The organism is Natronorubrum halophilum (genome assembly GCF_003670115.1).
GTDB classification, from domain to species: domain Archaea; phylum Halobacteriota; class Halobacteria; order Halobacteriales; family Natrialbaceae; genus Natronorubrum; species Natronorubrum halophilum.
Genome location: NZ_QQTY01000003.1, coordinates 289800 through 316234 on the forward strand (window position 1 = coordinate 289800; position 26435 = coordinate 316234).

Annotated in this window: 21 protein-coding genes and 6 pseudogenes; 12 read left to right on the forward strand and 15 right to left on the reverse strand. The window is 61.6% G+C overall.

What is annotated here, in order from left to right:
* Window positions 1-197: 197 nt before the first annotated feature.
* Window positions 198-704 (reverse strand): annotated as a pseudogene (locus tag DWB23_RS13485) (dihydrodipicolinate synthase family protein); the annotation flags it as partial.
* Between the two features lie 54 nt (window positions 705-758).
* On the opposite strand from DWB23_RS13485, the gene DWB23_RS13490 reads away from it, so the two are divergent.
* The 3 genes from DWB23_RS13490 to DWB23_RS13500 all read left to right on the forward strand — a co-directional run bounded on the left by DWB23_RS13490 (window position 759) and on the right by DWB23_RS13500 (window position 3399).
* Entirely contained in the window at window positions 759-1373 is a 615-nt protein-coding gene (locus DWB23_RS13490; RefSeq protein WP_338067824.1) for a TRAP transporter large permease subunit, read from the forward strand.
* Between the two features lie 101 nt (window positions 1374-1474).
* Window positions 1475-1918 (forward strand): universal stress protein, encoded by a 444-nt coding sequence (locus DWB23_RS13495; protein WP_121743351.1) that lies wholly within the window; start codon window positions 1475-1477, stop codon window positions 1916-1918.
* A 404-nt stretch (window positions 1919-2322) separates the two neighbouring features.
* On the forward strand, window positions 2323-3399 hold the full coding sequence (locus DWB23_RS13500) for a mannonate dehydratase (RefSeq protein WP_121743352.1): 1077 nt from the start codon (window positions 2323-2325) through the stop codon (window positions 3397-3399).
* A 1477-nt stretch (window positions 3400-4876) separates the two neighbouring features.
* On the opposite strand, the pseudogene DWB23_RS13510 reads toward DWB23_RS13500, so the two are convergent.
* A pseudogene (locus tag DWB23_RS13510) lies at window positions 4877-5029 on the reverse strand (GntR family transcriptional regulator); the annotation flags it as partial.
* Between the two features lie 182 nt (window positions 5030-5211).
* On the opposite strand from DWB23_RS13510, the gene DWB23_RS13515 reads away from it, so the two are divergent.
* Entirely contained in the window at window positions 5212-6279 is a 1068-nt protein-coding gene (locus tag DWB23_RS13515) for a Gfo/Idh/MocA family protein (RefSeq protein ID WP_121743353.1), read from the forward strand.
* A gap of 18 nt (window positions 6280-6297) precedes the next feature.
* Window positions 6298-7362 carry a lactonase family protein gene (locus DWB23_RS13520; protein ID WP_121743354.1) on the forward strand — a complete coding sequence of 355 codons (1065 nt, stop codon included), beginning with the start codon at window positions 6298-6300 and terminating at the stop codon, window positions 7360-7362.
* An 18-nt stretch (window positions 7363-7380) separates the two neighbouring features.
* Here the strand turns inward: DWB23_RS13520 and DWB23_RS13525 are convergent, their stop codons facing one another.
* The gene (locus DWB23_RS13525) at window positions 7381-8376 is read right to left on the reverse strand and encodes a Gfo/Idh/MocA family protein (protein WP_121743355.1); all 996 of its coding nucleotides are present in this window, start codon (window positions 8374-8376) and stop codon (window positions 7381-7383) included.
* 124 nt (window positions 8377-8500) lie between these two features.
* Here DWB23_RS13525 and DWB23_RS13530 point away from each other — a divergent pair, with 124 nt between their 5' ends.
* Complete coding sequence (locus DWB23_RS13530; protein WP_121743356.1) at window positions 8501-8935, forward strand: PPC domain-containing DNA-binding protein; 435 nt, start codon at window positions 8501-8503, stop codon at window positions 8933-8935.
* Between the two features lie 153 nt (window positions 8936-9088).
* On the opposite strand, the gene DWB23_RS13535 is transcribed toward DWB23_RS13530, so the two are convergent.
* Window positions 9089-9352, reverse strand: coding sequence for a hypothetical protein (locus DWB23_RS13535; protein ID WP_121743357.1), 264 nt, complete (start codon window positions 9350-9352; stop codon window positions 9089-9091).
* Between the two features lie 143 nt (window positions 9353-9495).
* Here DWB23_RS13535 and xacF point away from each other — a divergent pair, with 143 nt between their 5' ends.
* Window positions 9496-10950 carry a 2,5-dioxovalerate dehydrogenase gene (gene xacF, locus DWB23_RS13540; RefSeq protein WP_121743358.1) on the forward strand — a complete coding sequence of 485 codons (1455 nt, stop codon included), beginning with the start codon at window positions 9496-9498 and terminating at the stop codon, window positions 10948-10950.
* Window positions 10951-11021: 71 nt separating this feature from the next.
* Here xacF and DWB23_RS13545 read toward each other — a convergent pair whose 3' ends face one another.
* The 4 genes from DWB23_RS13545 to DWB23_RS13560 all read right to left on the reverse strand — a co-directional run bounded on the left by DWB23_RS13545 (window position 11022) and on the right by DWB23_RS13560 (window position 14707).
* The gene (locus DWB23_RS13545) at window positions 11022-11981 is read right to left on the reverse strand and encodes an MBL fold metallo-hydrolase (RefSeq protein ID WP_238717434.1); all 960 of its coding nucleotides are present in this window, start codon (window positions 11979-11981) and stop codon (window positions 11022-11024) included.
* A gap of 168 nt (window positions 11982-12149) precedes the next feature.
* Window positions 12150-12986 carry an NAD-dependent epimerase/dehydratase family protein gene (locus tag DWB23_RS13550; protein WP_121743359.1) on the reverse strand — a complete coding sequence of 279 codons (837 nt, stop codon included), beginning with the start codon at window positions 12984-12986 and terminating at the stop codon, window positions 12150-12152.
* Window positions 12987-13035: 49 nt separating this feature from the next.
* On the reverse strand, window positions 13036-13494 hold the full coding sequence (locus DWB23_RS13555; protein ID WP_121743360.1) for a universal stress protein: 459 nt from the start codon (window positions 13492-13494) through the stop codon (window positions 13036-13038).
* A 79-nt stretch (window positions 13495-13573) separates the two neighbouring features.
* A complete protein-coding gene (locus DWB23_RS13560; RefSeq protein ID WP_121743361.1) occupies window positions 13574-14707 on the reverse strand; it encodes a mandelate racemase/muconate lactonizing enzyme family protein in 1134 nt (377 codons plus the stop codon).
* 122 nt (window positions 14708-14829) lie between these two features.
* On the opposite strand from DWB23_RS13560, the gene DWB23_RS13565 reads away from it, so the two are divergent.
* On the forward strand, window positions 14830-15765 hold the full coding sequence (locus DWB23_RS13565) for a dihydrodipicolinate synthase family protein (RefSeq protein ID WP_121743362.1): 936 nt from the start codon (window positions 14830-14832) through the stop codon (window positions 15763-15765).
* A gap of 73 nt (window positions 15766-15838) precedes the next feature.
* On the opposite strand, the gene DWB23_RS13570 is transcribed toward DWB23_RS13565, so the two are convergent.
* Window positions 15839-17083 carry a mandelate racemase/muconate lactonizing enzyme family protein gene (locus DWB23_RS13570; RefSeq protein WP_121743363.1) on the reverse strand — a complete coding sequence of 415 codons (1245 nt, stop codon included), beginning with the start codon at window positions 17081-17083 and terminating at the stop codon, window positions 15839-15841.
* A gap of 792 nt (window positions 17084-17875) precedes the next feature.
* Between DWB23_RS13570 and DWB23_RS13580 the strand changes: the two genes are divergently transcribed.
* Both DWB23_RS13580 and DWB23_RS23495 read left to right on the forward strand, forming a co-directional pair.
* Window positions 17876-18601: a ThuA domain-containing protein gene (locus DWB23_RS13580; RefSeq protein ID WP_121743365.1), complete on the forward strand. Its 726-nt coding sequence runs from the start codon at window positions 17876-17878 to the stop codon at window positions 18599-18601.
* A 360-nt stretch (window positions 18602-18961) separates the two neighbouring features.
* A pseudogene (locus DWB23_RS23495) lies at window positions 18962-19450 on the forward strand (aldehyde dehydrogenase family protein); the annotation flags it as partial.
* Between the two features lie 112 nt (window positions 19451-19562).
* Here the strand turns inward: DWB23_RS23495 and DWB23_RS13590 are convergent.
* Window positions 19563-20414 (reverse strand): MBL fold metallo-hydrolase, encoded by an 852-nt coding sequence (locus DWB23_RS13590; protein ID WP_121743366.1) that lies wholly within the window; start codon window positions 20412-20414, stop codon window positions 19563-19565.
* Between the two features lie 559 nt (window positions 20415-20973).
* On the opposite strand from DWB23_RS13590, the pseudogene DWB23_RS24000 reads away from it, so the two are divergent.
* A pseudogene (locus tag DWB23_RS24000) lies at window positions 20974-21177 on the forward strand (hypothetical protein); the annotation flags it as partial.
* On the opposite strand, the pseudogene DWB23_RS13600 reads toward DWB23_RS24000, so the two are convergent.
* A pseudogene (locus tag DWB23_RS13600) lies at window positions 21177-21431 on the reverse strand (dihydrodipicolinate synthase family protein); the annotation flags it as partial. The pseudogenes DWB23_RS24000 and DWB23_RS13600 overlap by 1 nt on opposite strands.
* A 429-nt stretch (window positions 21432-21860) precedes the next feature.
* Here DWB23_RS13600 and DWB23_RS13605 point away from each other — a divergent pair.
* Entirely contained in the window at window positions 21861-23348 is a 1488-nt protein-coding gene (locus DWB23_RS13605; protein WP_121743367.1) for a family 4 glycosyl hydrolase, read from the forward strand.
* Between the two features lie 398 nt (window positions 23349-23746).
* On the opposite strand, the pseudogene DWB23_RS13610 reads toward DWB23_RS13605, so the two are convergent.
* From DWB23_RS13610 to DWB23_RS13625, 4 genes and pseudogenes are all read right to left on the reverse strand, one after another.
* Window positions 23747-23977: pseudogene (locus DWB23_RS13610) on the reverse strand (carbohydrate-binding family 9-like protein); the annotation flags it as partial.
* Window positions 23978-24128: 151 nt separating this feature from the next.
* A complete protein-coding gene (locus DWB23_RS24005) occupies window positions 24129-24392 on the reverse strand; it encodes an NAD-dependent epimerase/dehydratase family protein (RefSeq protein WP_121743369.1) in 264 nt (87 codons plus the stop codon).
* Window positions 24331-24651: an NAD-dependent epimerase/dehydratase family protein gene (locus DWB23_RS13620; protein WP_162989821.1), complete on the reverse strand. Its 321-nt coding sequence runs from the start codon at window positions 24649-24651 to the stop codon at window positions 24331-24333. Before DWB23_RS13620 ends, DWB23_RS24005 begins: the two co-directional genes overlap by 62 nt.
* A 202-nt stretch (window positions 24652-24853) precedes the next feature.
* Window positions 24854-26308 (reverse strand): family 4 glycosyl hydrolase, encoded by a 1455-nt coding sequence (locus DWB23_RS13625; RefSeq protein ID WP_121743371.1) that lies wholly within the window; start codon window positions 26306-26308, stop codon window positions 24854-24856.
* Window positions 26309-26435: the final 127 nt, after the last annotated feature.

The window sequence follows — 26435 nt, forward strand, 5'->3', positions numbered from 1 at the left end:
ATAGTGGTGGTCGCGTACCGTCGCACAGATCAAATTCGGAAGTGCGAGCGAGTAGCAGCCAAGAGACGTGATCAGTCCTGCACAGCGGCAAGATTGACTCGCTGTCGCCTCGTGACGAACTCACACTGGCTGCAAAACGGAGGCACTTGGAAACGCTGTGCTATCGGCCGCTGTTCGCGTCTGGGATCGCTCTCGAGTTAGTTGACGAGGGACTCGATGTCATCATCGAGTTGATCGTACAGCCGTTCGGCTTTCTGTTCCTCTTCGGGCTGGAGCGTGCGGATCGGTTCGCGGACGTTGCCGCCGTGGAGTCCGGCGAGTTCGAGCCCCTTCTTGACTGCCGAGACGCTGATCGCGCCGGCGATCGCGTTGTCCTGACCGGTCTCATCCCGGAAGTTCTGGAAGGGCAGGCAGATGTTCCGGAGTTCGCGGGCGCGCTCCCAGTCGCCATCGGAGAGCGCGTCGAACAGTTCAAGCCCGACCTCCGGTCGGAAGTTGCTGACGCCTGCGGAGAAGCCCTCCACGCCCTCGGCCCAAAACGGGACAGCGTAGGGTTCCGCGAGGCCGTCGACCCAGACGACATCGTCGTCGCCGGCCCCAATGGCTGCCCCGAGTTTGACCGGGTCCTTCAGCGCGTATTTGATCCCGACGACGCCCTCGACGCGGGTGAGGCTGACGAGGTAGTCGACGGACGGATCGAAGCCGTCGGACTCCAGACGATCGGTCAAGAGTTCATCAGTGCTCTCCCCGCGCTAGTAATCCCTGTATTCATCATCGGCGGTATTCTCTCAGGAATGTTTACCGCGACGGAGGCTGGCGCGGTTGCAGTTCTCTACGCGATCGGACTAGGCTTCTATCAGGGTTCTCTCACTGGAGAGATACTGCTCGAGGAATTCCGGGACGGAATGGTAGAAACGTTCTCTATTCTGTTCATCATCTCTCTCGCGATGCTCTACGGTCTCGTCGCGCTGCAGCTCCGGATTCCAATACTGTTAGCTGACGCAATTACAGGCTTTACGACGAATCCGACAGTGGCAATCCTAATCTTCGTCCCGCTGTTCATGCTCATCGGGACGTTCATGAGCATTACCGCAACGATCATGATCATGGTTCCAATCCTCATGCCGATCATCGGGACGCTCGGAATCGATCCGATCCACTTCGGAATCGTGATGATCCTCTCGCTCATGACCGGCGTCGTGACGCCGCCGCTGGGATCCGTCCTCTTTGTTCTGGAAAAGGTGACTGATGCCTCACTCGAAACCGTCATGCGTGCAATGGTCTTGTTCTACATTCCGTTACTAGTCGTTATCTTGATTGTCGCCCTCGTGCCGGAAGTCTCAGTCTACGTCCCGAACAACTACTTCTTCTAATTTAGTTCCCTGTTTTCGTGCCTTCATCGTCCTGTAACTGCATCTGAACAGCGTCTCACCGCAGGCTGAGGTTTATATGTCTTCACGATAGTACAGAGAGTATGGATACAGTGCTTATCGTCCTGACGGAGGACGAACCGGATCAACAACTGCTACGTACGGGAAAGCGATACGTATCCGGAACGGAGACGGAGATTATTCTCTGTAGAATAGTCGACGAAAAGACGTTCCAAAATAACCTTCAACGGCAGGCGACCTCGGAGAGACAGATCGAAAGCATCGACGAGATGGAGGAGATTGCAAAGACCGAAGCAGAAGATATCGCGAGCGACGCGTTCGGTGACGAGATCCCACATCGAGGAATTGGTCTCGTCGGGACGATTCCAGGAGACCTGATCCGGGTGGCCGAGAAAGAGAATTGCGAACACATTTTCGTTAGCGGAAAGAAGCGTTCTCCGGCCGGAAAAGCAGTTTTCGGCGACGTAGCCCAATCGGTTATCCTCCAGTTCGATGGACCAGTTACCGTAACGACGATGTCGACCTAACGCGGTGGAATCTGTCGACCGTCACGGGCTGGTTTTCACTCGAATAGGAGACGGATAGCTGCGTTTGTGCCCCAGTGCGCCGGTCGAACGGATGGCGCAATCTAGTACACTAACAGAATGCGAGTCAACCAGCGCGTCGCCTAGAGTCTGCCGAGAGAACGTTGGGCCACCTGTCGTAACTTTCTGAACACGCTAGCCCGGATTGCTGTCCCATAGCAAACGGGTGCACCTAGTTTTCAGATTCCCATTCATGCGGGTTCCGATGGTATGGGGGTTTGAACTAATGCTGACAGTCTTTCGATGGCCCGACACTATCCGAAGGCGGTACCGATCATCACATCCGTCCTATTCGCGGTCACTGTACTCTTCGTAACAGTTTAGTCGTTTCAAGATAAGTATAAAGTATGACCCAAAAGAGTAGCGCTGATGTTCGCGTTGGCGTTCGAACACGGTCACTTTCGGAGTCTCGACTACGATACATTCGTCAACTGGGTGCAACGGACATTTTCGTTGATCACGCCGATACGGAGGAGGAACCCGATGAATTCAACGACCGTGATGGAACCGACACGATTGCAGTCGGTCCAAACCAAATTCCGTCCATTTCGGAACTTACAGCCGCTCGGGAACGGGTCGAGGATGCAGGGCTGACCTTTACAGGTATACAATCTCTCCCGTATTCGATGTACGGCGACATTATGTTCGGTCGTGACGGTGCGGATGAGGCACTCGATCAGATTACGACCCTGATTCGAAATCTCGGAGAGGCCGACATCCCAATATTGGGATATCAGTGGAATCCCCGTAGCGTGGTTCCGATGCGCACTTCTCCCGTTGAAGACCGAGGCGGCGCCGAATCAACTGCCTTCGATTACGACGAGCTTGACAACCCGGACGAGCTCGCACCCGGTATCGACCGTGAGTACACCGAAGACGAGTTCTGGGACAACTATCAATACTTTCTTGAGAACGTTCTTCCAGTAGCCGAGATGGCAGGTGTCGACCTGGCACTCCATCCGGTCGATCCGCCGAGTCTCGAATCGCTCGGAGGGATTCCGCGCCTGTTCCGCAATGTGGAGAACTTCGAGAAGGGCATGGAACTCCTCCCGAGCGACAATCACGGACTGAAGCTCTGTCTAGGCTGTTTCTCACAGATGGGTGAGGATGTTACCGATGTCATCCGTCGATTCGGCGAGCGCGATCAGATCATCTTTATCCACTTCCGTGACGTCGCCGGCACGATGCCGAAGTTCCACGAGACGTTCGTCGATAAGGGCAACTTCAATACCGCTGATGCGATGAGAGCTCTCCACGATGTCGGTTTCGAAGGGGCAGTCATTCCCGACCACGTACCGAAGATGGAGGGCGATGACGACTGGCGACACCGAGGACGCGGATTTACTATCGGATATCTCTGCGGCGTCGTCGATACGGTTCGTTCGGAACAGACGCAGACAACGCCGGCGCCCGAAACCGAATAATACTATTCGATGCTTCCTCACTCTAAATATTATATATAATTTATAAGAAGAAAGATTCAAGAGTTATATAAATTATATATCTATAGAATAAACAAAACAAGCAGAAAGCGTAGAACCTGAGCCCGAAGCTCTACTGTCGGTTCACGGCGATCGCGAGACTTCCGGCGATCATGTCGATCTTTCGAGATGATCTGCCGTCATCGTAACGCCGGTCGCAGTGCCGACCTGAACTAGATAGCGGCCGACAAGAAGCGGAAAATGGGAAACACCGTAAAGAACTGTTCTAAGTCCAAATAGTTATTATTGCGACGAAAGACACAATGGCCGTATTATCAATTTATGCGCGATTCCTCTCTGAGCTCGCCACCTGTGGTATATCTCTTTAGTAGATGCCGCGCTAAGGGCAATACCGAGCATACTTCTCGTTTGGTGAGATATCCAATTACCGACGGCCACTAAATTGTTCAGTCTTCTCCAGTTCCCCCCTCTCGCCGAATTTTACACTTGTGCGTATGTAATAGAACATCGTTCAGTACATGTGGACGGTTATAAATAGTTGAGAGTTACGATCGATACACAGTATATCAAAAACAAATCCGGCCATTCTCGATAAGGAACTTAAGGAAATCGCCGAGCGGAGGTACGCGATCAACGACGAAGAAAATACCGGGGACTCCGCTGTGTTGCCGCGCCCGTCCGGAACGTCGGTCGTCCGCTGCCGTCAGCGTCACCAGTCCGGCCAGTCGAATCACGGACGATTACCTCCACGGCGAACTTGCCGAATGTGTCCAGCAGGCGGCCAACATCATCGAACTCGACATCAAGTTTTCGTAGCCTGAACGCGGGGTAGACTTGCTTTCGTCGCGTCCGTACGAGGAAGTATCGCGTTCGCGAGTACAACGGAGGGGAACGGATCTGCCATCCGTCGCGGTAAAATCAGAATCGGTCACGGTCCGAGGAACGGATTGAACTGTTGGGTAATGATTGAACTGATCAGACAAACCGAGCCGCCAGCTCACGGATCAGTTGTTTAACCGGATTGATCGGTCTTTTTCGGTGATTTAGGGTATCGGCACCAGTCCGAGACGAGAAAGCACAGTATTCGCACCGCTCGCGGAGACAACCGACGACGTCTATCTCAAGCAGACGTTGCTGTTCGTCGACTTCTTCACCGATATCTGGATTCGAAGGAGAATCTCGAGGCGTAGTCTACGCCGGATTCACGGCACCCAAATATTAATCCGTCTGAGAGACACGCTGGCCGACTACGTCGAGACCGACGACGACAGCGACGAGACGATTGAGCGCTCCTGAACGCGATCGCGGTCCGCGTCAACCGCGTTTTGGCGGGCGTTGGATCTGCCTGCGTTCGTCTCTGAACCGGCAGTCGCGGTAGTGACGCGGCCTCGAGTTTATACCTCTGCATCGCCGAGAAACACGGCGGAGAAACGCACAACTCGAGCGACCGAAGGGCCGATCACCGGTCGTCCCGAACGACGCGGGCGGTCGGCTCGAGATCCAGTTCTTCGATCCCCTCGAGTACCAGTTCGGCCATCCGGCGAGCCCCGTGCTCGCTGAAGTGCGTATCGTCGGACACGCCGTCGGGATAGTTGGGGTGTTCGCCCGGCTCCTTCTCGGCCATTGTTGAATCCCCGATCGAGTGGACGGTGATCGACTCTGGCGACATCTCGGTAGCGGTTGTCGAGACGTAATATATAGCCACCGGTACCGTCTGGTCCGTCACGTCGGATCCGATCGACGAACTTCTGCGGCAGCGCTATCGAACAAAACAATTATAGGCAGTTTGGCTGTATGCGTGAGTACAACATGGCCGACTCACCACCAACCGATTTCCGCGTCGGGCTCGTCGGGCTCGGGAGCCTTGGGATCCGGCTCGGACGGCAGTTCGACTCCGTGCCGAACACGGAACTGGTCGCGATAGCCGACATCAACGAGGACAATTTGGTCGAAGCGGGCAGCGAGCTCGAGGTCGCGGCGTCGGCCCGGTACACCGACTACGAGACGATGCTAGCGGAAGAGCCCCTCGACGCGGCGGCGATCGCTACCCCGAACGGGCTTCACTACGCACAGGTGGTCGCCGCGCTCGAGCGCGATCTCCACGTTCTCTGCGAGAAACCGCTGGCGACCTCCGTCGAGGACGCCCGCGATCTGTACCGGCGTAACCAGGAGACCGACCGGGTCATCATGCTCGGTTACCAGCGGCATCTGAACCCCGCGTTCATCATGGCCCGCGAGCGGTGGGCGACGGGTGACAACGACCCGACGTTCATCACCGGCGAGATCACCCACGACTGGCGCTCGTACTACGAGTCCATGGACGACTGGCGGATGAACCCCGAACTGAGCGGCGGCGGTCACCTCCTGAACGTCGGCTCGCACGTGATCGACGCGATCCTCTGGGTGACCGGCCTCACCCCGACCCACGTCAACGCCAACGTCGAGTTCCACGACGAGGACAAGATCTTCGACAAACAGTCCTCGATCACCATCGAGTTCGAGAACGGGGCGCTCGCTAACGTCTCGGACTCGGGTATCGTCGCGTGTACGCGAGAACACATCCACATCTGGGACGACGACGGTGCCGTCTACCTCGAGGGGCGCGAGTGGGACGAGCGCACCGGCTACACGATCGATGCGGAGGGCACCGAGCACGACCCGTACCTCGACTACCACGGCCGACAGACCAAAGCCGAGGCGTTCATCGAGGCGGTCCGCGAGGGAACCGAGCCGCCAATCACGGTTCAGGACGCGTTCCGGACGATGATCGTCACGATGGCCGCCTACGAGTCCGGCCGAACCGGCGAGCGTATCGACCTCGCGGAGCGGTACTCGTTCGTCGGCGACGGACTGGTCGACTGACGGCGGCCGTTTTCCGATATGGGTACACGACAGTCGTTCCTCGCGTTCGTCTGCTCGACCGGGAGCGATGGGAACGGCGTTGTCACCGTTCAGTTGTCGGCCGACGGAACGGTGGCCGAACGAGGGCGGTCGCCGGCAGAGAATCCGCTGTTTCTTTCGATCCACCCGAACGGTGAGAGCCTCTACGCGGTCGAACGAGTCGACGGCGGGCGACTGTCCGCTTACCGAATCGAATCCGGTCGCGGCGACCTGACGCGGCTCAACGATCGCTCGAGCGAAGGGGCCGCTCCCTGCTACGTTAGCGTCGACGCGGTCGGACGCTACGCGTTCGTCGCCAACTACCAGGGCGGTACCGTGTCGGCGTTCCCGATCGAACCCGATGGCCGCCTGGGCGAAGCCGCCGACGTCGTCCGTCACGAAGGGTCGGGTCTCGACCCGGAGCGTCAGGCGGCTCCCCACCCGCACTCGATCGTGCCCGGTCCGCGAAATCGCTTCTGTTACGCGCCCGACCTCGGAACGGACCGCATCGAGATCTATCGCCCGGACGCCGAGTCCGGAGCGCTCCGAACCGCCGAGGCGGGGGCTACGACGACCCGTGCGGGTTCGGGACCGCGTCACATCGCGTTTCATCCGACCGAGGCGATCTGTTACGTGGTCAACGAACTCGATTCGACGGTGAGCGCGTTCGAGTGCGCCCGTGAAACCGGCGCGCTCGCCGAGATCGATCGGGCGAGCACCCTGCCGCCGGGACTCGACGGAGACGACGCACCCGCGGACGTTCACGTCCATCCGTCGGGACGGTGGGTGTACGTCTCCAACCGGGGGCACGATAGCATCGCCGTCTTCGCGGTCGATCGCGAGAGCGGTCACCTCGATCTCGTCACCCACGAACCGACGCGCGGAGAGACGCCTCGAGATATCGCTCTTACACCCGACGGCGGGTTTCTGATCGCGGCCAACCAGCACGGCGACTCGATCGTCGCGTTCGCGATCGACGGGGGCGGACGCCTCGAGCCGGTCGCGGAACTCGCGGTGCCGAAACCCGTTTGCATATCGGTGCTCGAGCCAACGCGTCGTCGCTGATCGACCGGATCCCTCCGGTCAGGTGTGCGCTTGTACGTCGCGGACCTCGTCGATGCACACGGGACGATCGAGCACCGCCGACGCGTAGGCGGCGAGGACGACTTCGACGGCCTCGCGCGCGTCGCGGCCGCTGACGATCGGGTCGCGCTCCTCGCGGATTGCCGCGACGAAGTCTCCGATTTGTCCCTCGAGTCCCGTTCCGTACGGCGGTTCCGTTAGGTCCGGATCGACCGCTTCGTCCTCGAGCACGAACGTCCCGGAGTTGTACGATCCCGCGGTACCGTTCAGTTCGACGCGCTCCCGTCCGCCCGAGACGCCGGTCGTCGCCTCGATGGTACCGCGAGCGCCGTTCTCGAATCGGACGGTGACGACGGCGACGTCCTCACACTCCATCTCGTGGGCCATCGTTCCGGTATCGGCGGTCACGCGCTCGATACCGCCGGTCAGCCACTGGAGCAAGTCGACGAAGTGGATCGCCTGCTGCATGAGGACGCCGCCGTCGAGATCGCGGCGACCGTGCCAGTGGTCATCGTAGTAGCGCTGCGGACGGTGCCACTTGACCGCCGTATCGGCGAGGAGCAGGTCACCGAACCGTCCTTCCTCGACCCACTGTCGGGCGGTCCAGCGCTCGGGCGTGAAGCGACGCTGGAAGACCCCGCCGAGGCGAACGTCGTTTCGATCCGCGGCGTCGATCATCCGGTCGACGCGCTCGAGATAGACGTCGAGCGGTTTCTCGGAGAGGACGTGGAGCCCCGCGTCGGCGGCGGCGACCGCGATTTCGGCGTGCGTTCCCGAGGGCGTACAGATGCTGACCGCATCGAGGGGTTCCGCGTCGAACAGGTCCTCGTAGTCCGTGTATCCCGTCGCGTCGTGGTCCACCTCAAACGATGCGAGCGACGCCTCGCTCCGCGCCGTACCCCCGACGACTTCGGCGCCGTCGATGGCCGCGACCGCATCAGCGTGGTTGCTGCCGTATCCCGTCGCGCCGACGATTCCGTACCTGACGGTCTTCATAGATACCGTACCGACCGTCCCGCCACACTTCAAGCTTGCTGCCAGCGCGCTGCTCGATGCGTCGGAACCGCCCTCGACTGCCGCGGCGTCAAGGTTTATTCCGATGGCCGTTCGACGGGCTGACATGGAATCGTTCGAATCCGACGACGGACACGTGATCGTCCGTCTCGACCGCGGCGACATGGCCCTCGAATCGATCGAGCGGGCCTGCGAGGACCACGGGGTCGACACCGGTGCCGTCGTCACCGGCATCGGCACGTTCAGCACGCTGAACGTCCACTACGTCGATCGCACGGACCTTCCCGACGAGCAGGGCGATCGCAACGTCGACCTCGAGCTGGACGGTGCGTGGGAGGTCACCGACATCAACGGCGTCATCGCGGATGGCGAGCCCCACCTCCACGTGACCGCGTTCGACGGTGACCGAACCGTCGGCGGTCATCTGGAGGCGGGCTGTGAGGTCAACGTCCTCGGCGAGATAACGATCCGGAAGATCGACGGGCTCTCGCTGGAGCGTCGACCCGGCGAGCGGAACGTCTCACAGCTCACCCGTCGCTGAAGTCCGAACGCGTCGTCCGACGGGCGTCGATCGCAGTACTCCGTATCGCCCGCTGAAGGCACGTCCGTCGTGGAGAACTACTCGGATAGTGACTGCACTGAAGCCCGGCAGCCTCGGATCTCCCGTACTCGAAGTTTCACCACCAGTCGCACATCAGCGCCGACGCCACCAGACGAAAGTGTAGAGACCCAGGCCGACGAGGACCAGCCCCGCTCCCCAGACGGCGAAGATGGCCGACCAAATGCCCATCAACTCGCCGTCTCCCGTGCCTCCCCCGTTTAGAAACGCGCCTAGCACGATGAAGACGACGCCCGCCGCCGCGATTTTCAACAGGATGGAGCCGAAGAGCGGTTCGAGTACTGATTCTCTGATATGAGAGATCGTTTCCGAATCGTTCGTTCGCTGCGTGGAACCCATTACCACGATAGTTCGCCGCTCCTGTATAAATTAGTTAGGGTTCGTCGCGCCGAGCCGATCGCCGGCGGACCCGTCGTCGCCGACGCCAGTAGTATTGCCGGAAAACAAACCTTCGTATGAGGGAGAACGAATAGCTAGCTCGAATGCCGACAGCGTACCGCAACTACGTCGATGGAGAGTGGGTAGAATCGAGTTCCGGAGATACGTTCGAGGTGCTGAACCCCGCGAACACGAACGAGGTCGTCGGGGAGTTCCAGTCCTCCTCGTCCGCGGACGCCGAGGCGGCGATCAAGGCCGCCGTCGCCGCCGAGGACGAGTGGGCGTCGACGCCCGGCCCGGAGCGGGGAGCGATCCTCAAGGAGACGGCGCAGATTCTCGAGGATCGGAAGGAGGAACTGACCGAGACGCTGACCCGCGAGGAGGGCAAGACGCTCGGCGAAGCCGGCGGCGAGGTCCAGCGCGCGATCGACATCTTCTACTACTATGCACAGAAGGCCAGCGACCTCGGCGGCACCGTCAAGTCGCCCAGCGGAGCCGACAAGGACCTCTTTACCAAACGCGAACCGCTGGGAACCGTCGCGCTGATCACGCCGTGGAACTACCCCATCGCGATCCCGGCCTGGAAGCTTGCACCCGCGCTGGCGGCCGGCAACACGGCCGTCCTCAAACCCGCCTCGGCGGCACCGACCGTCGCCCTGAAGCTGCTCGAGGCGCTCGACGACGCGGGACTGCCCGACGGCGTCGCGAACTCCGTCACCGGCTCCGGCAGCGAAGTCGGCGGCGTGTTGACCGACCACGAGGGCGTCGACGCCGTCTCCTTCACCGGGAGCACGGCGGTCGGTACCGCCGTCGCACAGGCCGCCGCTGACGACCTCAAGCGCGTCCAGTGTGAGATGGGCGGGAAGAACCCGACGGTCGTGATGTCCAGCGCCGACGTCGACGAGGCGGTCGACATCGTTGGCGCCGGCGCGTTCGGCGTCACCGGCCAGGCCTGTACCGCCTGCTCCCGAGCGATCGTCCACGAGGACGTCTACGACGAGTTCGTCGCGGGGATCACCGAGTACGCCGAATCGATCGAGATCGGCCCCGGCGACGAGGACGTCGACATGGGCCCCCACGTCACGAACAGCGAACTGGAGGGCACGCTCGAGTACGTCGAGATCGCCGCGGAGGAAGACGGCGCGCCCCTCGAGACCGGCGGCGAGCGACTTACCGGCGACGAGTACGACGACGGCTACTACGTCGAACCGGCCGTCTTCTCGGACGTGGAAAACGACATGCGCATCGCCCAGGAGGAGGTCTTCGGTCCGGTGCTGGCAGTGTTGAAGGTCGGCGGCTTCGAGGAGGGTCTCGAGGTCGCCAACGACGTCGACTACGGCCTCTCGGCGAGTATCATCACGCAGGATCTCACCGAGGCCAACCAGTTCGCCGAGAACGTCGAGTCGGGCGTCGCGAAGGTCAACGAGAAGACGACCGGCCTCGAACTGCACGTCCCCTTCGGCGGCTACAAGGGATCCTCGACGAACACCTACCGCGAACAGGGCGACGCGGGGCTCGACTTCTTCACGTCGACGAAGACGGTCTACATGAACTACTAGGTCGTCGGCCGACCGGTCCGCCCGTAGCACGTTATTTCGTTTTTTGCTCGTCCCGACAGTCGTCTCGCCGGTCAGTCGACGCCCGGCCCGGAGTTCGCTATCGCCACCGGGCGAAATCGATCGTTCACCGACTCGAGTCGACCGTCTCGAGGGACCGCTCGAACCGGTGCCGACGGCCGTTCACTCGTCGCCGAGGTGAGTCGGCGGGACGATCCCGGGTTGACCGAGTCGGAGGCGGTCGCCGACCTCGATCTCCTCGATGATGCGGGGTACTCGAAGGTCGTCGCGGCCGCCGAGAGCGCGCCGGGATCGGCCTGGATCGACCGCCAGCGCCGCCAGTGGGTCGGCACCAGTCGATCGATCCCGAGGGCGTTCGCGGCCTCGATCACGTCCTGGGCGTCGTTGTACAGTTTCCGACGCTTGACGTCGCCGTCCATCACGATGCGGCCGCTGGTGCCGTAGGAAAGCATGCCCATGTCGATATCGAACTCCTCGCCGACGTCGTGGAACGCCTCGCAGGGGCGGTTGTCGCCGCCGTGGAAGATCGTCCCCTCCTCGTGCTCGAGCACGTAGGTGACGCTTCCGTCGGCGTCGGGGTCGCGGCCGCCCCGAACGTGGATCGTCAGGTCGCCGACCTCGTAGGTGTCGCCGGGTTCGACGGCCTCCTGCTGGTCCGGCGGAATCTCGCTCACGTCGTGGTTCTCGTAACACTCGGCCGGCGCGTGGACCGATCCCCCGTGGTCCAGCAGCGGGCCGAAGGACGGGGGCCAAAAGTGGTCGCGGTGGTCGTGGGTGCAGAACACGGCGTCACAGGAGTCAGCCCACTGAGGTTCCATCGGCACCGGCGGCATCCGGGCGATGTACTCGCGGTCCCGCTCGGTGCTGAAGTAGGGGTCGATGAACACGGTGGTCTCCGGCGTCCTGATCGCCCAGCCCGTAACGCCGAGGAACCACAGGGAGACGCCGTCCACCGAGGGTCCGTTGAACTCCTCGCGGGCCCACCACTTGCCCCAGTCGCTGTTGATCGTCATCGAGCCACCCGATAGCGCACACTGTCGATCTCGCTGATACGGTCCATGCGGAACCGATCCGCTCGAGCGTGCGTAAACCTTTCGACGCGGCTCCGCGCCCTCTTCGGGATCCTCCCGCCGATCGCGATACGGCCGCTGTCCGCGGCGTGAAAATCGTTGAGACCGACGTTACTCCGGCGGCGCGTCCCACTCCTCGCCGTCGTCCTGCGGATCGTAGCCGATCCGCGCTCGAGCGTGCTCGAGGTCGTACCAGCGCCGGCGGTTGTCGCTGACGCCGCTGAAGATATCGAACTCGACGCTGTCGTCCTGCAGACAGCACTCGATCTGGTGGGCGAAGTCCCGGCGGGACTGCCAGGTCGCTTTCATCCGCGCGACCTCCTCCTCGTACTCGTCGCTGCCGCGCTCCCAGTCGCCCTCCGCGACGCCGATCTCGGCGTCGCCGTAGGGATGGTCGTACTCCTCGCTCCGGACGCTACAGATTCGGAGCGCGTAGAACCGCGTCGGAAACTTACCGCCCTCGACGTAGTACCGGCCGAGATCCTCGCCGAAACTCTTGGACGCGCCGTAGTAGGAGTCGGGACGAACGGGGTCGGTGTGATCGAGGACGAGGCCGTAGTCGCGCTCGTAGATCTCGGGCAGGTTCTCGAGTTCGTACATCCCCATCACGTGGTTGGTCGAGCCGAAGACGACGGACTCGACCTCGGCCTCCCGGGCGGCCTCGAGGACGTTGTACATGCCGAGGATGTTCGGCTCGAAGATATCGCTCCAGTCGCCGTCGGTGTAGGGGTAGGCGGCGAGGTGGACGATCGCGTCCTGACCCTCGCAGGCCTCGCGGAGCGTCTCGTAGTCCGCGATGTCGCCGACGACCGTCTCGTACTCGGCGTAGGGACCGGCGTCCCGGTCCGATCGATTGTAGTACGTGAACTCGTACCGATCGTCGTCTTGCAAGTGATCGATGATTGCGGTACCGCACCGACCGTACGAACCGGTTACTAGTACGTCCATACGCCTAGCCCTCGGGGACTCACCATCAAAATACCGGTCCCATCCGGGACTACTGCATCACGAGGGTCACCGGACCGTCGAAGTTCAACAGGACGCGTTGGGCGACGTCGCCGAAGATCGCCTTCCCAGTCGGCGACCGCTTGCGACCGACGAGAAAGATGTGATCGCAGGCCAGTCGATCGGCCGCTGAGAGGATCTCGTCGTCGAGACCGCCCTCCTCGGTGACGATGCCTTCGACGTCTACGTCGACGTCTACGTCGCCGAGTACGTCGTCGCTGAACTCCCGAGCGAACTGCCGCGTCATGGACACTTCGTCGGTTTCCTTGAACGTCGTTCCCTCCATCTTCTCGACCCACTCGAGCGCGTCGACGCTCTCCTCGGCCGCTTCGGGGGTCGTCCACGCGAGGACGACGAGCTCGGCGGCCCCGTTCCGTGCGAACGCGCCCGCTTCGGCGAGAAGTTGTCTGTGCGTTTCCGTGTCGTCTACGACGACGAGTGCTCGCTCCATACTGGTCGCGCCGGATGGCAGTCAGATAAAGCTACCTCCGGTCGCGGGCGTCGAATGAGTATCACGACGGCTTCGCCAGTCAGTCAGCGCGGTACCGTTCCAGCGCGTCGCGGTCGATTTCGATGCCCAGTCCCGGACTCTGCGGGACGTCGATGGTGCCGCCGGTCGGATCGAACGGCGTCTCGAGCAACTCGCTCCGCAGCGGGTTCTCGCTGCGATCGAACTCGATCACCATCGGTTCGGGGACGTTGCGCGTGTGGGGATAGCTCGAGATGCTCGCGCCGAACTGTACCGCGGCGGCCATGCCGACGGCACTGTTCCAGATGTGCGGCCTGACGGCGACGTTCTCGGTCGAGGCCATGCCCGCGATCAACCGCGCCTCCGAGAGGCCGCCACAGCGACCGAGGTTCGGCTGGACGATGTCGACCGTCCGATCGTCGATCAACTCTTTAAACTCGAATCGTCCGTAGTGGGCTTCGCCGGCGGCGATGGGGACATCGATCTTCCCGCGTAGTTCGCGGTATCCCGACCGGTTCTCCGGCGGGACGGGCTCTTCGATCCAGGCCACGTCGTACTCCTCGATGGCCCGTGCCGACTTGACGGCCTGGTGGGGACGATAGTTGCCGTTCATATCGACCATCAGATCGGCGTCGTCACCCATGATCTCCCGCGCCGTGCGCACGCGCTCGACGTCGGACTTGAGGCCCGCCCCGATCTTGATCTTCGCGGCGGTAAACCCCTCCTCGACGGCCTCGCGGATCGGCTCCGCGATCGGTCGATCCGCTTCGGTGAAGTACATCGTCGACGCGTAGGGAGTCAACTCCTCGCAACGCGTGCCGCCGAGCAGCCGGTGGACCGGCCGACCGACGCTCTTTCCGATGATGTCCCAGCAGGCGACGTCGATCGCGCTGACGGCGCTCTGGACGACCACGTCGCCGCCGAAGTGGTACGGATCGGTGTAGGACGTCTCGGCGAGCGATTCGACCTCGAAGGGGTCCATGCCGACGACGTCGTCCACGAACATGGTTTCAATGGTCGCCGTCGCCATCGGCCCCGGCGCGAACGCCTCGCCCCAGCCGACGGTGCCGTCATCGGTCTCGAGGCGTACCAGCGTCGTCCCGCGGTCGGTCCCGAAGCCTCGCGCGTCGCCGAGTCCGTGCCCGTCGGGGAGCGAGTGTGCGAGCGGAATCACCTGAACGTCCGTGATCTCCATAGCGAACCCGACAGACTCGCGTCCAATATAGCTTGCGTTGCACCGAGTGCGAGATCGCGAACGAGCCGAGCGGACCCAGGGATACATTCATCACTTCGGTTCGTCGTAGTACCGACCACGACATGCCCAGAGCTGGCCTCAGAGTGCGTTTCCGAGACGTCGCATTCACCACCGCCGTGCCGTTCAGCGACGACGGATCGGGCGTGCTGTTCGACGAACTCACCGACAACCTCGCGACGCAGTACGAGGCCGGCGCTCGCCTGTTCATCCCCTGTGGTAACACGGGCGAGTACTACTCGCTGACCGACGAGGAGCGGATCGAGATCGTCGAGACCCACGTCGAGGCGACCGGCGACGAGGCGACGATCGCCGGCGGCGTCGCCGGCAGCCTCCGGGAGGTCGAACGACTCGCCGACGCCTACGAGGACGCCGGGGCGGACGCGATCATGGTGATGCACCCCGACCACACCTACCTGCACCAGCGCGGGTTGGCGAACTACTACCACCGGATCTGCGACGCGACCGACCTCGGTGTCGTCATCTACAAGCGCGGTCCCGAGGTTCCGCGGGACGTAATCGTCGACCTGAGCGAGCGCGAGAGCGTCGTCGCGGTGAAGTTCGCGGTGAACGACGTCAGGGAATTCTCCCAGACCGTCGCGGACGCACCCGGCGAGGTGACCTGGGTCAACGGGATCGCAGAGCGGTACGCGCTCTCCTTTGCCATCGAGGGAGCGACGGGCTTTACCACCGGTCTCGGAAACTTCGCGCCAGCGGCGACGCTGGCGCTGTTCGACGCCGTCGAGAACGAGAACTGGGAGGTGGCCCGATCGATCCAGCGTCTGCTGCGCCCGATCGAGGACCTCCGCGAGGAATCTGGCGAGGGGAACGCGCTCTCGGCCGCGAACAACGTGCCCGTCGTCAAGTACGGCATGGATCTCGCGGGGCACACCGGCGGACCGGTGCGCGACCCGCTGGTCGACCTCTCCGCGGACGATGCGGTGCGCCTCGAGGAGTACTACGACCAACTCCAGTCGACACCGGTGCTGGAAACGGCCTGAGTTCGGACGCGCGGTCGACCGCTCGCGCCGACAGCGAACGGCGTCGAAACGAGAGCACTGGTTCTTCCGCGCCCTACTCGTCGTCGTAGCGGAACTCCGTCCACGGACCGTCGACGAACGAGTACTCCTCGATGACGTCGAGATCGACATCGACGCCGAGTCCGGGCCCGTCCGGCACGGTCAGGTGGCCGTCATCGATTTCCGGCTGTCCTTCGATGATGTCGAAGGCGAGATCGAACGGGTACATTCCGGGATCGGTCTCCGCATCGGGGAGCGCCGGGTTGCCCTCGAAGATGGGATACTCGAGCAGTTGCACGTCCGGTGCCGCGGCGACGAGGTGGGCGTTGGCCTGCAGTCCGAGCCAGGTGCCGAAGTTGTGCGGGACGAACTCGACGTCGCGGCCGTCGCAGTACTCGACCGCGTCCCGGCAGCCGGTAAAGCCCTCGTGGTGGCGGACGTCGCCCTGCAGGAAGTCGACCGCGCCGGTCTTACCGAGTTCGACCAGCCCCGCCGGCGACTCCTCGCTCTCCCCGCCGGCCAGCGGCGCGCCGGTCTCGGCCAGTTCGACGTATCCCGCGTGGTCGTCGGGTTCGACCGGCTCCTCGATCCAGTAAGCGCCCCGTTCGGCGGCGTGTTCGACCAGTTCGCGGACGGTGTCGCGCCCGTACGCTTCGCCGAGCTTCCACCAAGTGTGGACGTCGAGCATGATCTCGATGTCATCGACCGCGTCGGCGAGCGAGTCGACCGTCCGGCGGTCGCCGTCGGGGCCGATCCCGGGTCGGTACTTGTAGCCGAAAAAGCCCTGTTCCTCGAGCACTTCGGCCTGTTCGACGTACCCGTCCGGCTCCATGTACATCCCGGCGCTGGCGTACAGCGGCATCTCGGTCGTCGGCTCGGTCTCGTACTCCTCGGCCAGCAGTTCGTAGATCGGTGCGCCGACCTCCTTGCCGCGGATGTCGTACAGCGCGACATCGACGGCCGAGATCGCTTCCGTCCGAAGGTGAGCGGGGAGGTCCGCCGCCGCGATCAGGTCGTGGGCATCGGCGATCGCGTCGATCGACGCGCCCTCGAGCGCGTCGGCGACGGACTCCTCGATGACGTCGGCGAACGTCCCCTGCGAGTCGCCTTCGAAGTACTCGCGCATCGCGGAACTGCTCGCGCCCGCGGTCGCGAATCCCTGGCGGCCGTCTCGAGTCTCCAGAACGACGAGAACGACGTCTCGCTTGCGGAGCCGCCGCACGCCGCCGAAGAACGGGCGTTCCTGTACCGGATCGATCGGAGAAGAGAGCGCGTACCCTCTCACGTCAGCGATATCCATAGTCAGCCTATTTGCACCCGGCCATATAAATAATGCGAGTGACTGATAGCGGGAAACCACCGCGTCGACGGGAGTGCCCTGACCACTCCTGCATTTTCAGCGCCTTCGTCGCTCCCGCATCTAGCGCGATCGGCTCGAGCGCGACAGCGCTACGGTGACAGGTCGTACACGACTCGATCGCGCTGAACGCGACGACGAGTTTTCTGCCGTCGGGAATCGAAACCGCGGTCTGAACCGATCGCGTTAGAGAGCGGCTCTTCCGGTCGTGTTCGTCCAGTTCGTGTTCGATCGCGCTCGCTCCCATCGGCCTCGAAGGCGACAGAATGACGTGGCGTGTTACCATTCCTTCTGTTCGCTAATCGGGAACAGATCCTCGAAAATCCGGCTGCTGTGAGTCTCCTCCCACTCGACCGGACGAGCGAGTCGACCGGATCTCGAACGCGCTTTTCCACCGTTGGCGATGCTACACCCGGAATCGCCCCGTTGTTCGGGGTGAATCGACCTGAGACGTCATTTTCCTCCTGCGAATTCGCCGTATTCCGAGTTTGTGGGCCGTGAACCCGAGTTATTCGGTGCACGTGCGGATGACTCTCCAGCCACTCGATCCTAGATACTCTTTCGCATACGACGTATTTACAAACGTATGTCTGTAATCTCTTTTTACAGCAGTACTACTGTAACGTTCGCGAGGGGTGAATAGGTGGGTCGCGATCGCTGCTCCTGTCCCGGCCACTCGACACAAGCGACCCGCGATCCCGGAAACTTATCACCGCTCCCGACGACCCATCGCGTATGACCCTTCGCGTCACGGTTTGGAACGAGAACGTTCACGAGCGAGAGGAGCCAGCGGTCGCCGAGCGGTACCCCGACGGGATCCACGGGGCGATAGCGGACGCACTCGAGGGCGACGAACGCGTCGTTCGGACGGCCACGCTCGAGGAACCCGACAACGGCTTGTCCGAAGACGTCCTCGCGAACACCGACGTCCTCGTGTGGTGGTCTCACTGCGCGAACGACGAGGTCGACGACGACGTCGCCGAACGCGTCGTCGATCGGGTTCACGAGGGGATGGGCTTCGTTCCGGTCCACTCCGGAAAGAACTCGAAGCCGTTCAAACGGCTGATGGGAACGACCTGTAACATCAAGTACCGTCATAGCGGCGAGACGGAACGGCTCTGGGTCGCAGACCCCGGTCATCCGATCGTCGACGGCCTCGAGGAGTCGTTCGAGATCCCAAAGACGGAGATGTACGGCGAGCCGTACGACGTTCCGGAACCCGACCGCACCGTCCTCATCTCGTGGTTCGAGGGCGGCGAAGTGTTCCGCTCCGGCGTCTGTTACCGCCGCGGCCGCGGTCACATCTTCGCGTTCCGCCCGGGTCACGAGGCGTACCCGATCTTCTATCAGGATGAGGTTCGGACAGTGCTCGATAACGCCGTCCAGTGGGCGGCCCCGACCGACGGAAGCGAGGCGATCTGGGGCGAGGTCGAACCGATCGAATCGCTGGACGGCGACTGATCGCCGCCCAACCGGACCGAATTCGTGCCTTCATCGCTCGTTTCGTCAGCTGGTCGCTCGCCGCTATTGTGTCTATCAAATTTAATTCCTATAATATAATTTTTGCTAGAATAGTCTGTTCGTTGTCGATTGAGGTGCGATACCATGAGACAAACAAGACGAACCTATCTAAAAGGAACGGCAGTATCGGCACTGATCGGAACCGGAGCGTTAAGCGGTCTCAGCGGGTCGGCGATGGCCCAACTCGCCAGCGCTTCCCAGTTCGGAATCGATGACGGGTTCGCGGACACGTCGTGGCTCGACGACGGCGTCGACGTCTACCGGATCACCGAACCCACACGCGCGGCCGTCGAGGAGGGCAGTTCGCCGCCCGACGGCGGTAACGGCGACGACGGCGACACCGGCGGTCTGATCTCGACCGGCACCTACGAAATCACGAACGTCAACAGTGGGCAACTGCTCGAGGTCGCAAACGCCGAGACGACCGACGGAGCGAACGTCCAGCAACACTCCGACACCGGCCACGCAACCCAGCAGTGGTACATCGAGGAAACGGAGGACGGCGAGTATCTCCTCGAGAACGAAAACAGCGGCCTATTGCTCGAGGTCGCCAACGACGTCGACTATGATCTTTCGGCCAGCATCGTCACGTAGGACCTCACCGAGGCCAACGAGTTCGCCGAGAGCGTCGAGTCGGGTGTCGCGAAGGTCAACGAGAAGGCGGCCGCGATCGAGCTCCACACCCCCTTCGGCGGCTACAAGGGGTCCTCGACGGACACCTATCGCGAACAGGGCGACGCCGGGCTGGACTTCTTCACGTCGATGAAGACGGTCTATCTGAACTACTAGACGGTCGCCATCGCCGTCCCATAGCAAACGGATTTTCTCGTGCCGGCCCTCACGGACCGGTCGTTCGCGACGTAGCGGCTGTACTCGCGCCCGTGAGTTCGGAGACGGCCGTTCACTCGCCGCCAAGGCGGGTCGGCGGGACGATCCCGGGGTGGCCGAGTCGGAGGCGGTCGCCAACCTCGACCTCCTCGATGACGCGCGGGTACTCCCAGGGCGTGGCTGCCTTCGAGAGCGCGCCCGGGTCTGCCTGTATCGACCGCCACCGTCGCCAATGGGTCGGCACCAACCGGTCGATCCCGACGGCGTTCGCGGCGTCGATCACGTCCTGTGTGTTGTTGTACAGCTTCCGGCGGATGATGTCGCCGTCGTCTAGGAGACGAGCCGTCGTCCCGTACGACAGCATCCCCATGTCGACGTCGAACTCCTCGCCAACCTCGTGGAAGGCCTCGCAGGGACGGTTGTCGCCGCCGTGGAAGATCGCCCCCTCCTCGTGCTCGAGCACGTAGGTGACGCTTCCGTCGGCGTCGGGATCGCGGCCGTCTCGCACGTGGATCGTCAGATCGCCGATCTCGTAGGTGTCACCGGGTTCGACGACGATCTGCTTCTCCTTGAGGACGTCGCTCACGTCGTGGTTCTCGTAACACTCTGGCGGCGCGTACACCGATCCGCCGTGCTCGAGCAGGGGGCCGAACGAGGGCGGCCAGAAGTGGTCGCGGTGGTCGTGCGTGCAGAACACGGCGTCGCAGGCCTCGGCCCACTGCGGTTCCATCGGCACCGGCAGCATCCGCGCGATGTACTCACGGTCCCGTTCGGTGCTGAAGTACGGGTCGATGAAGATCGTCGTTTCGCTCGTCCTGATCGCCCAGCCGGTCACGCCGAGGAACCACAGGGAGACACCCTCGACCGGCGACCCGTAGAGCTCCTCGCGGGCCCACCACTCGCCCCAGTCGCTGTTGATCGTCATCGACTCACCCGATAATCTGTACTGTAGGCCTCACTGTTGCGATCCATGCGAAACCGTTCCGCTCGGCGGTGCGTAAACCTTTCGGCGTGATTCCGCGTCGCGGGTACGGACCTGCTTCGCAGTAGTTTGTGATACCCTTTCGTTATTCCGGCCGGAGTCTGGACCCGAGTCTCTTCGATTTCGGTACGTGCATGTGCCAACCTTTTGCTCTGCGCTTCTTCGCTTCGGTCGGGCGCTCGGCAAAACGGTGACGAAAAGCACTCCTACCTCTCCTCCGGGTCGGTCGTTGGCCGGTCCGCTCGTTCCCTTTGGTCGCTCACGGTGAGTGCACATTTCCCCGCCTCTCCTATCCGGAGGTTTCGCGCTCAAAACCGAATATGAAACCACAGTCGCTTCGATAACGTGGTATTTAAGGGGAGTTCCCCCATCGGGAACGATTCATATATGCCACGTGACATCACTCTATCCAACGTGTCATAGGAGGATCGGATACCCCGGCTGGCCCAGATCTTTTAGGATAGTTTGGTCAGTTGTCTCGGTATGGCGATTGCTCATATCTTTGAATACGCTCTGTCACCACCAATCATGCTGCATCAGGACAATCAAGCCGCATCAAGATTGCCAGTTCCACGGTGGCTACCGCCACCTGCTCAAACGCGACGCCGTCCTCGTTGTCGTCGAGACTGGCGACGACACTCGCGGTGTCGCCATCACTGGCGCGAGCAGTTCGGCCATGACGGAATATTTCGAAGGCGATTCACAGGCGAGGACACAGGCGTCGTCTGGGAGAGATTCGACGACTGTCTTGGCGGAGTCTATCCGTTCCTGCTGGGACAGTGAATGATATTCGCTGATGTTAGCCGTCGTGAGAAACGTCTGGATCCCTTCGTCGTAAAGGTCGTGAGCGTTCTCCGCGAGTTCACTGTGATTAATTTCACGACTTTTGTCAAATGGTGTGAGGAGTCCGACGGCGACACCCTGCAGGTGTTCCTGAACCCGGTTGGCTAGCAGCGACATGGATTTAGAATTCGGCGCGGGCGAGATAAATCCATCACTCGTTCGAGAAACTGATTACAGGCGACGCAACGACGAGCTGGATTCCCTGTTGACGAATCGTCGCTTCCCGCTCAGACGTGATCTTCTCGATCCGTTCCGGCCCGGTATCGCCCTGCGGCCGACGAGCAGGCGTTGGAACGCGGCAACCTCAGGGGACGCCCGGGTTGATAGCCGATATACGCATTTAGCACCTCACCAGACGGAACGTTCTCAACTCGATGCCACTCGTATTAGATAGGCGCCCGAACCCACTCCACTATACCTCTCGCAGATACTCCGGTCCGAATGAGAGCCGCTGACTCTATCAGGCTGCCAGTGTCTTCATTCAAGCCGGTTCGGCTGAGTAGGTCGTCGGAAAAGAATAAGTACCGCCGTTTCTACCATACTCGTATGCGTTCCAAGCAATTGCCTCATCGTGAGGAGACCGAAGAGAAAGCGTTGCCGTCACTGCCGGAAGACGAAATCAAGATCACGTACATCGGCGGCGGAGCCCGCGAGTGGCCGCCGAAACTGTTCCGCGACCTCGCGCTCTGTTCGGACATCGAGGGCGAAGTCGCGCTGTTCGACCTAGATTATGAGAGCGCCCAGCTGAACGCCGAATTCGGCAACTGGGTCCAGGAGCAGGACGGAGCGGTCGGTGACTGGACATACACGGCGGTCGAAGACCGGGCGGAGGCGCTCGAAGGCACCGACTTCGTCATCCTATCCACGCAGTTCAACCCGGCCGAGACCTTCGTTCACGACCTCGATATTCCACGTGAATACGGCATTTACGGGGCCGTTGGAGCGACCATCGGTCCAAGCGGCATGATGCGAATGATGCGGACGGTACCGGTGTACCGCGAGTTCGGGAACGCGATTCAGGAGCATTGCCCGGACGCGTGGGTGCTGAACTACACCAATCCGCTGACGGTGGCGACTCGAGCGCTGCACGAGGCGTTCCCAGACATCAAGGCGATCGGTCTCTGTCATGAGGTGTTCCACGCCCAGGATATGCTCGCTGACCTCGTCGCTAAATACTACGACGTGGAACGCCCCGATAGGGACGAAATCGATATCAACGTCAAGGGGATCAACCACTACACCTGGGTAGACGAGGCGCGCTGGCGAGGCATCGATCTTCTGACCATCGTCGACCATCACATCGGGCAGGGTGATGGACTACGGGAGTACACAGTCGAAGAGATGGCCGATGAGGACCCGTTCGTCGACAACAACCAGGTCACGTTCGAACTGTACCGTCGGTTCGGGATTCTCCCTGCCGCGGGGGACCGCCACCTCGTTGAATACGGGACATGGTTCATCCAGGGCGACATGCCTGAGGACCTCAACCGCTGGGGTGTCAAGCGCACCACCAGCGACTACCGGGCGAAACATTGGAACCCCTCCGAGTCGGAGCAGACGACGGACGTGACGGCCTGGATGGAGGGCGAGACTAAATTTGAGCTGGCCCCCTCCGGCGAAATCGCCGTCGACCTGATGCGGACCCTCACGGTCGGCGACAGCATGAAAACTCACGTCAATCTTCCGAATACGGGTCAGATCACGGGTCTCCCCGAGGGGGCCGTCGTCGAGACGAACGCCCTGATTACGCCGGGCAGCATCAAGCCGATCAACGCCGGACCGCTCCCTCGACAGGTCCGAAACCAGATCCAGACTCACGTGAACAATCACGAGACGATGATTGAGGCGGCGTTCGCGGGCGACATCGACCTCGCGTTCCGGGCGTTCCTCAACGACCCGCAGGTCAAGACGCTCCAGACTGAGACCGCCCGGGAGATGTTCGCCGAGCTGGTGGCCACTGAGGAGGAGTACTTACAGGACTGGAACCTCGAGAAGTCGGAGGTACTGGCGGAGTCCGAGGCGTTCGACAACTAATTGCCGGTCGGTCCGGTTCCAAAACAGCGCTTTTCTCATTCCAGACTGGGAGCGACTCCCGGCAGGAGCCGCACGAAACACCCGTTACCCGAAGCGGAGCCGTCCGAAATACTCCGGGAATGGTAATCCGGTTCCAGCGTCGGCATCGGGTTCCACGTTGCTTTCGTCGATTCGCGCTCTATCCCACTTCGATAAGCGTTCCCACGCCTCGTTGTGCCGGCTTTAGGGCCGATATCGACCTCAGTGAATTGCCGGAGGACGGAAAACGGAATCTCGGTAGCGACCCACCACTCCTCGTCCGACGAACTCGGCTCGCGCACTGGACTGTCAACCGATGACGCGACCCAGATCTGATCAGCGAGTTCGCGTGCGATCAGATCCCAACTGAGGTCACGCTCCTACCATCCGTCTCGCTGCCAGCCGAGTTTGAACTGGCCACAGCAGTTCACTTCAAAGTTGAAGCATCGGGTGTCGGCGTCCGGGTTGGGGTCGACGAACAGTTCGACCGAGCTGTCCTGAAAGGTAGGTCTGTTCAGTTCGGCGACCTCGGCCGAGATGTTCTGATCTTCGACGTGAAACTGACCGTAGAGCGAGTTGTCGTCGTACAAGAACCGGGCGGCCGTCAGCGGCGATGACGAAGGATTTGTGGCCGGACAGCTCTGTTTTTAGCGTCCGTTCGATCACGGATGCCACGTCCCGGCCATCGACGTATGACCAGAAGTTCCCGACGCCGGCTTCGAGGGAGTATCGATTGTCGAGGACGGTGTAGTTCCCTGGGTACTAGACGTTCGAGATTCTGAGGGACGCGACCGGGATGTCGTACTGACTCGTGACGATTTCGGCGATGTCTTCATTGACCAGCTTTGACGATCCGTACGGGTCTTCCGGACGGAGAGGATGCGCTTCGTCGACGAGGAGGTAATCCGGAAGTGTCGGCTCGCGTGCGAACGGAAGCCGTATGCGCTCTCGTTTGAAGCCCACGTTACCGGAACTGATGATTCGCCGGCGGCGACGAGGACGTTGTGACGTTGTTCTCGAACACATGTGTTCCGCTATATACCTCCGGATTGGGAATGACGCCTAGGTGGACGATGGCATCAGGGGAAACACTCTTGACGATTTCCCAGACCGAACCCTGGTCGGTCAGATCGCATGCCCGGAGCTGGATGTCTTCCCGGATGTCCGTGTCAAACGCGGGATGTTTCCTATCGACTCCTATTACATTGTAGTCCGCGCTCGCCAGGTGATTGGCCGTCCAACGACCGAACCGCCCAAGGCTGCCAGTGACTAGTACTGTCTCCATGTGGCGTATCACATGTCCCATCAAGTTCAAACCAGATAAAATCTATGCGAGATGTCAGACTGGTATGGGGCCTCGAAACCGGCGTTCCGGTCGGAGCCGCCTTGTTCCAACGCTTCTGTTCGTCCGTCCCTCCGCGTACGACGGGTTCTGATCGTCTTGTGGCGCCGTCAGCGAAACGTAGTTTCGTGTTGCTCGCCGCGCCTCAATCAAGTACTGCCGGCTCGTCGAGGTCCCAGTAGTCCTCGAGGTACGGGCGGACCGCGTCGACAAGTTCTCGGAACATCGACTTCGCATCGTCTATGGAGACGGTGACGAGTGGATCGTTGAGGAACGCCCGGAACGCGAGGTCGACGTCGCCCGCGAACGCCGCCTCAACCATCGTCTCTTGGTTCTGCACGTGCGGGAACGTCATGTTTCGAACCTGGTCCGGCAGATCGACGGCCGTGAGCGGCCTCACACTCCCCTGCGAGAACAGCGCGTTCGTCTCGACGACGGCGCCCTCTGGGAGGCTCGGGATCTGTCCGACGTTGGGGAGGTTCACGTTGGTCTTGAGATCTTCGACGCCCACCAGCGCGCGCATCATGTCGACCCCCTCCTCGCCCGACTCGGAGAACTTGAACTCCTCTTCGCCGTTCATCGGGTCGTGGAACTTTGAGAGCGCCTCCTCTTGCCGTTCGACACGGTACTCGCTCGGGGTGAGGCGAATCCCCCAGGACTGGACCTCTGCCGGTTCGCCAACCGAGAGGAACCATGGAACGAACTCGGCAAGATGTCGGTCACCCGCCGCGGGCAATGTGCCGAACCGCTCGAAGAGTTCGTAGGTGACAAGCTGGTTGTCCACGAACCACGACTCGTCGTCCAGCTCGCCCGGTTCGAAGGTGCGATCACGGATTTCCTCCTCGTGGTGTCGCTCGACCAGCGGATAGAGATCGCGGTCGTTCCACGACGCCTCGCCAATCCAGGTGAAGTGATTGATCCCCTTGACGTTCACGTCGATCTCCGTTCGCGGTGGTTGCTCGACGTCCAGGTACTCGGCGACGAGTTCGGCGAGGTGCTCTTGTGTGTGGAACACCTCGTGACAGCACCCAAAGGCGTTGATGTCCGGGAATTCCTCGTAGAGGGTCCGAACACAGATCGTCATAGGGTTAGTGTAGTTGAACACCCACGCGTCCGGACAGTGCTCACGGATTCCGGCAGCGATGTCCCGGTAGACCGGGATCGTCCGCATAGCTCTGACGACTCCGCCGGGCCCGACGGTGTCACCAACGGACTGATAGATACCGTACTCTGCTGGGATGTCGAGCTCGTGAGCCATCGTTTCGGCTGGCGGATCCTGCGTGGACAGGATGACGAAGTCGGCGTCCTCGAGCGCCTCCGCCCGGTCTTCGACCGCCGTGTACGTCCAGTCTCCGACCGCACCGTCCTGCTCCTGGACCCAGTTACCGAACTTCTCGTTGCGCTTTGCGCTCTCGTAATCCAGGTCGTAGAGGAATACCTTCCCTGCAATGGCGGTACATTGGGCGAGGTCGTTTATGAGCGTGTGAGCCCAACCGCGACTTCCGCCGCCGATATACCCGATTTTAACAGTTACAACTGAATTATTGCTCGAGTCGGTAGACCTAACAGTACCTACCTTATTTCCGATTTCGGTTTCCATAGGACACAGCAATAGAGACTTGCTCATGATAAATAAACATCGCTCTTCGGAAGCAGATTGTTGGTCGGACAGAGCTGGCGCTGTGAAAACGTAGCGGGCAGGGGTGATGCTGACGCATCACCCGACT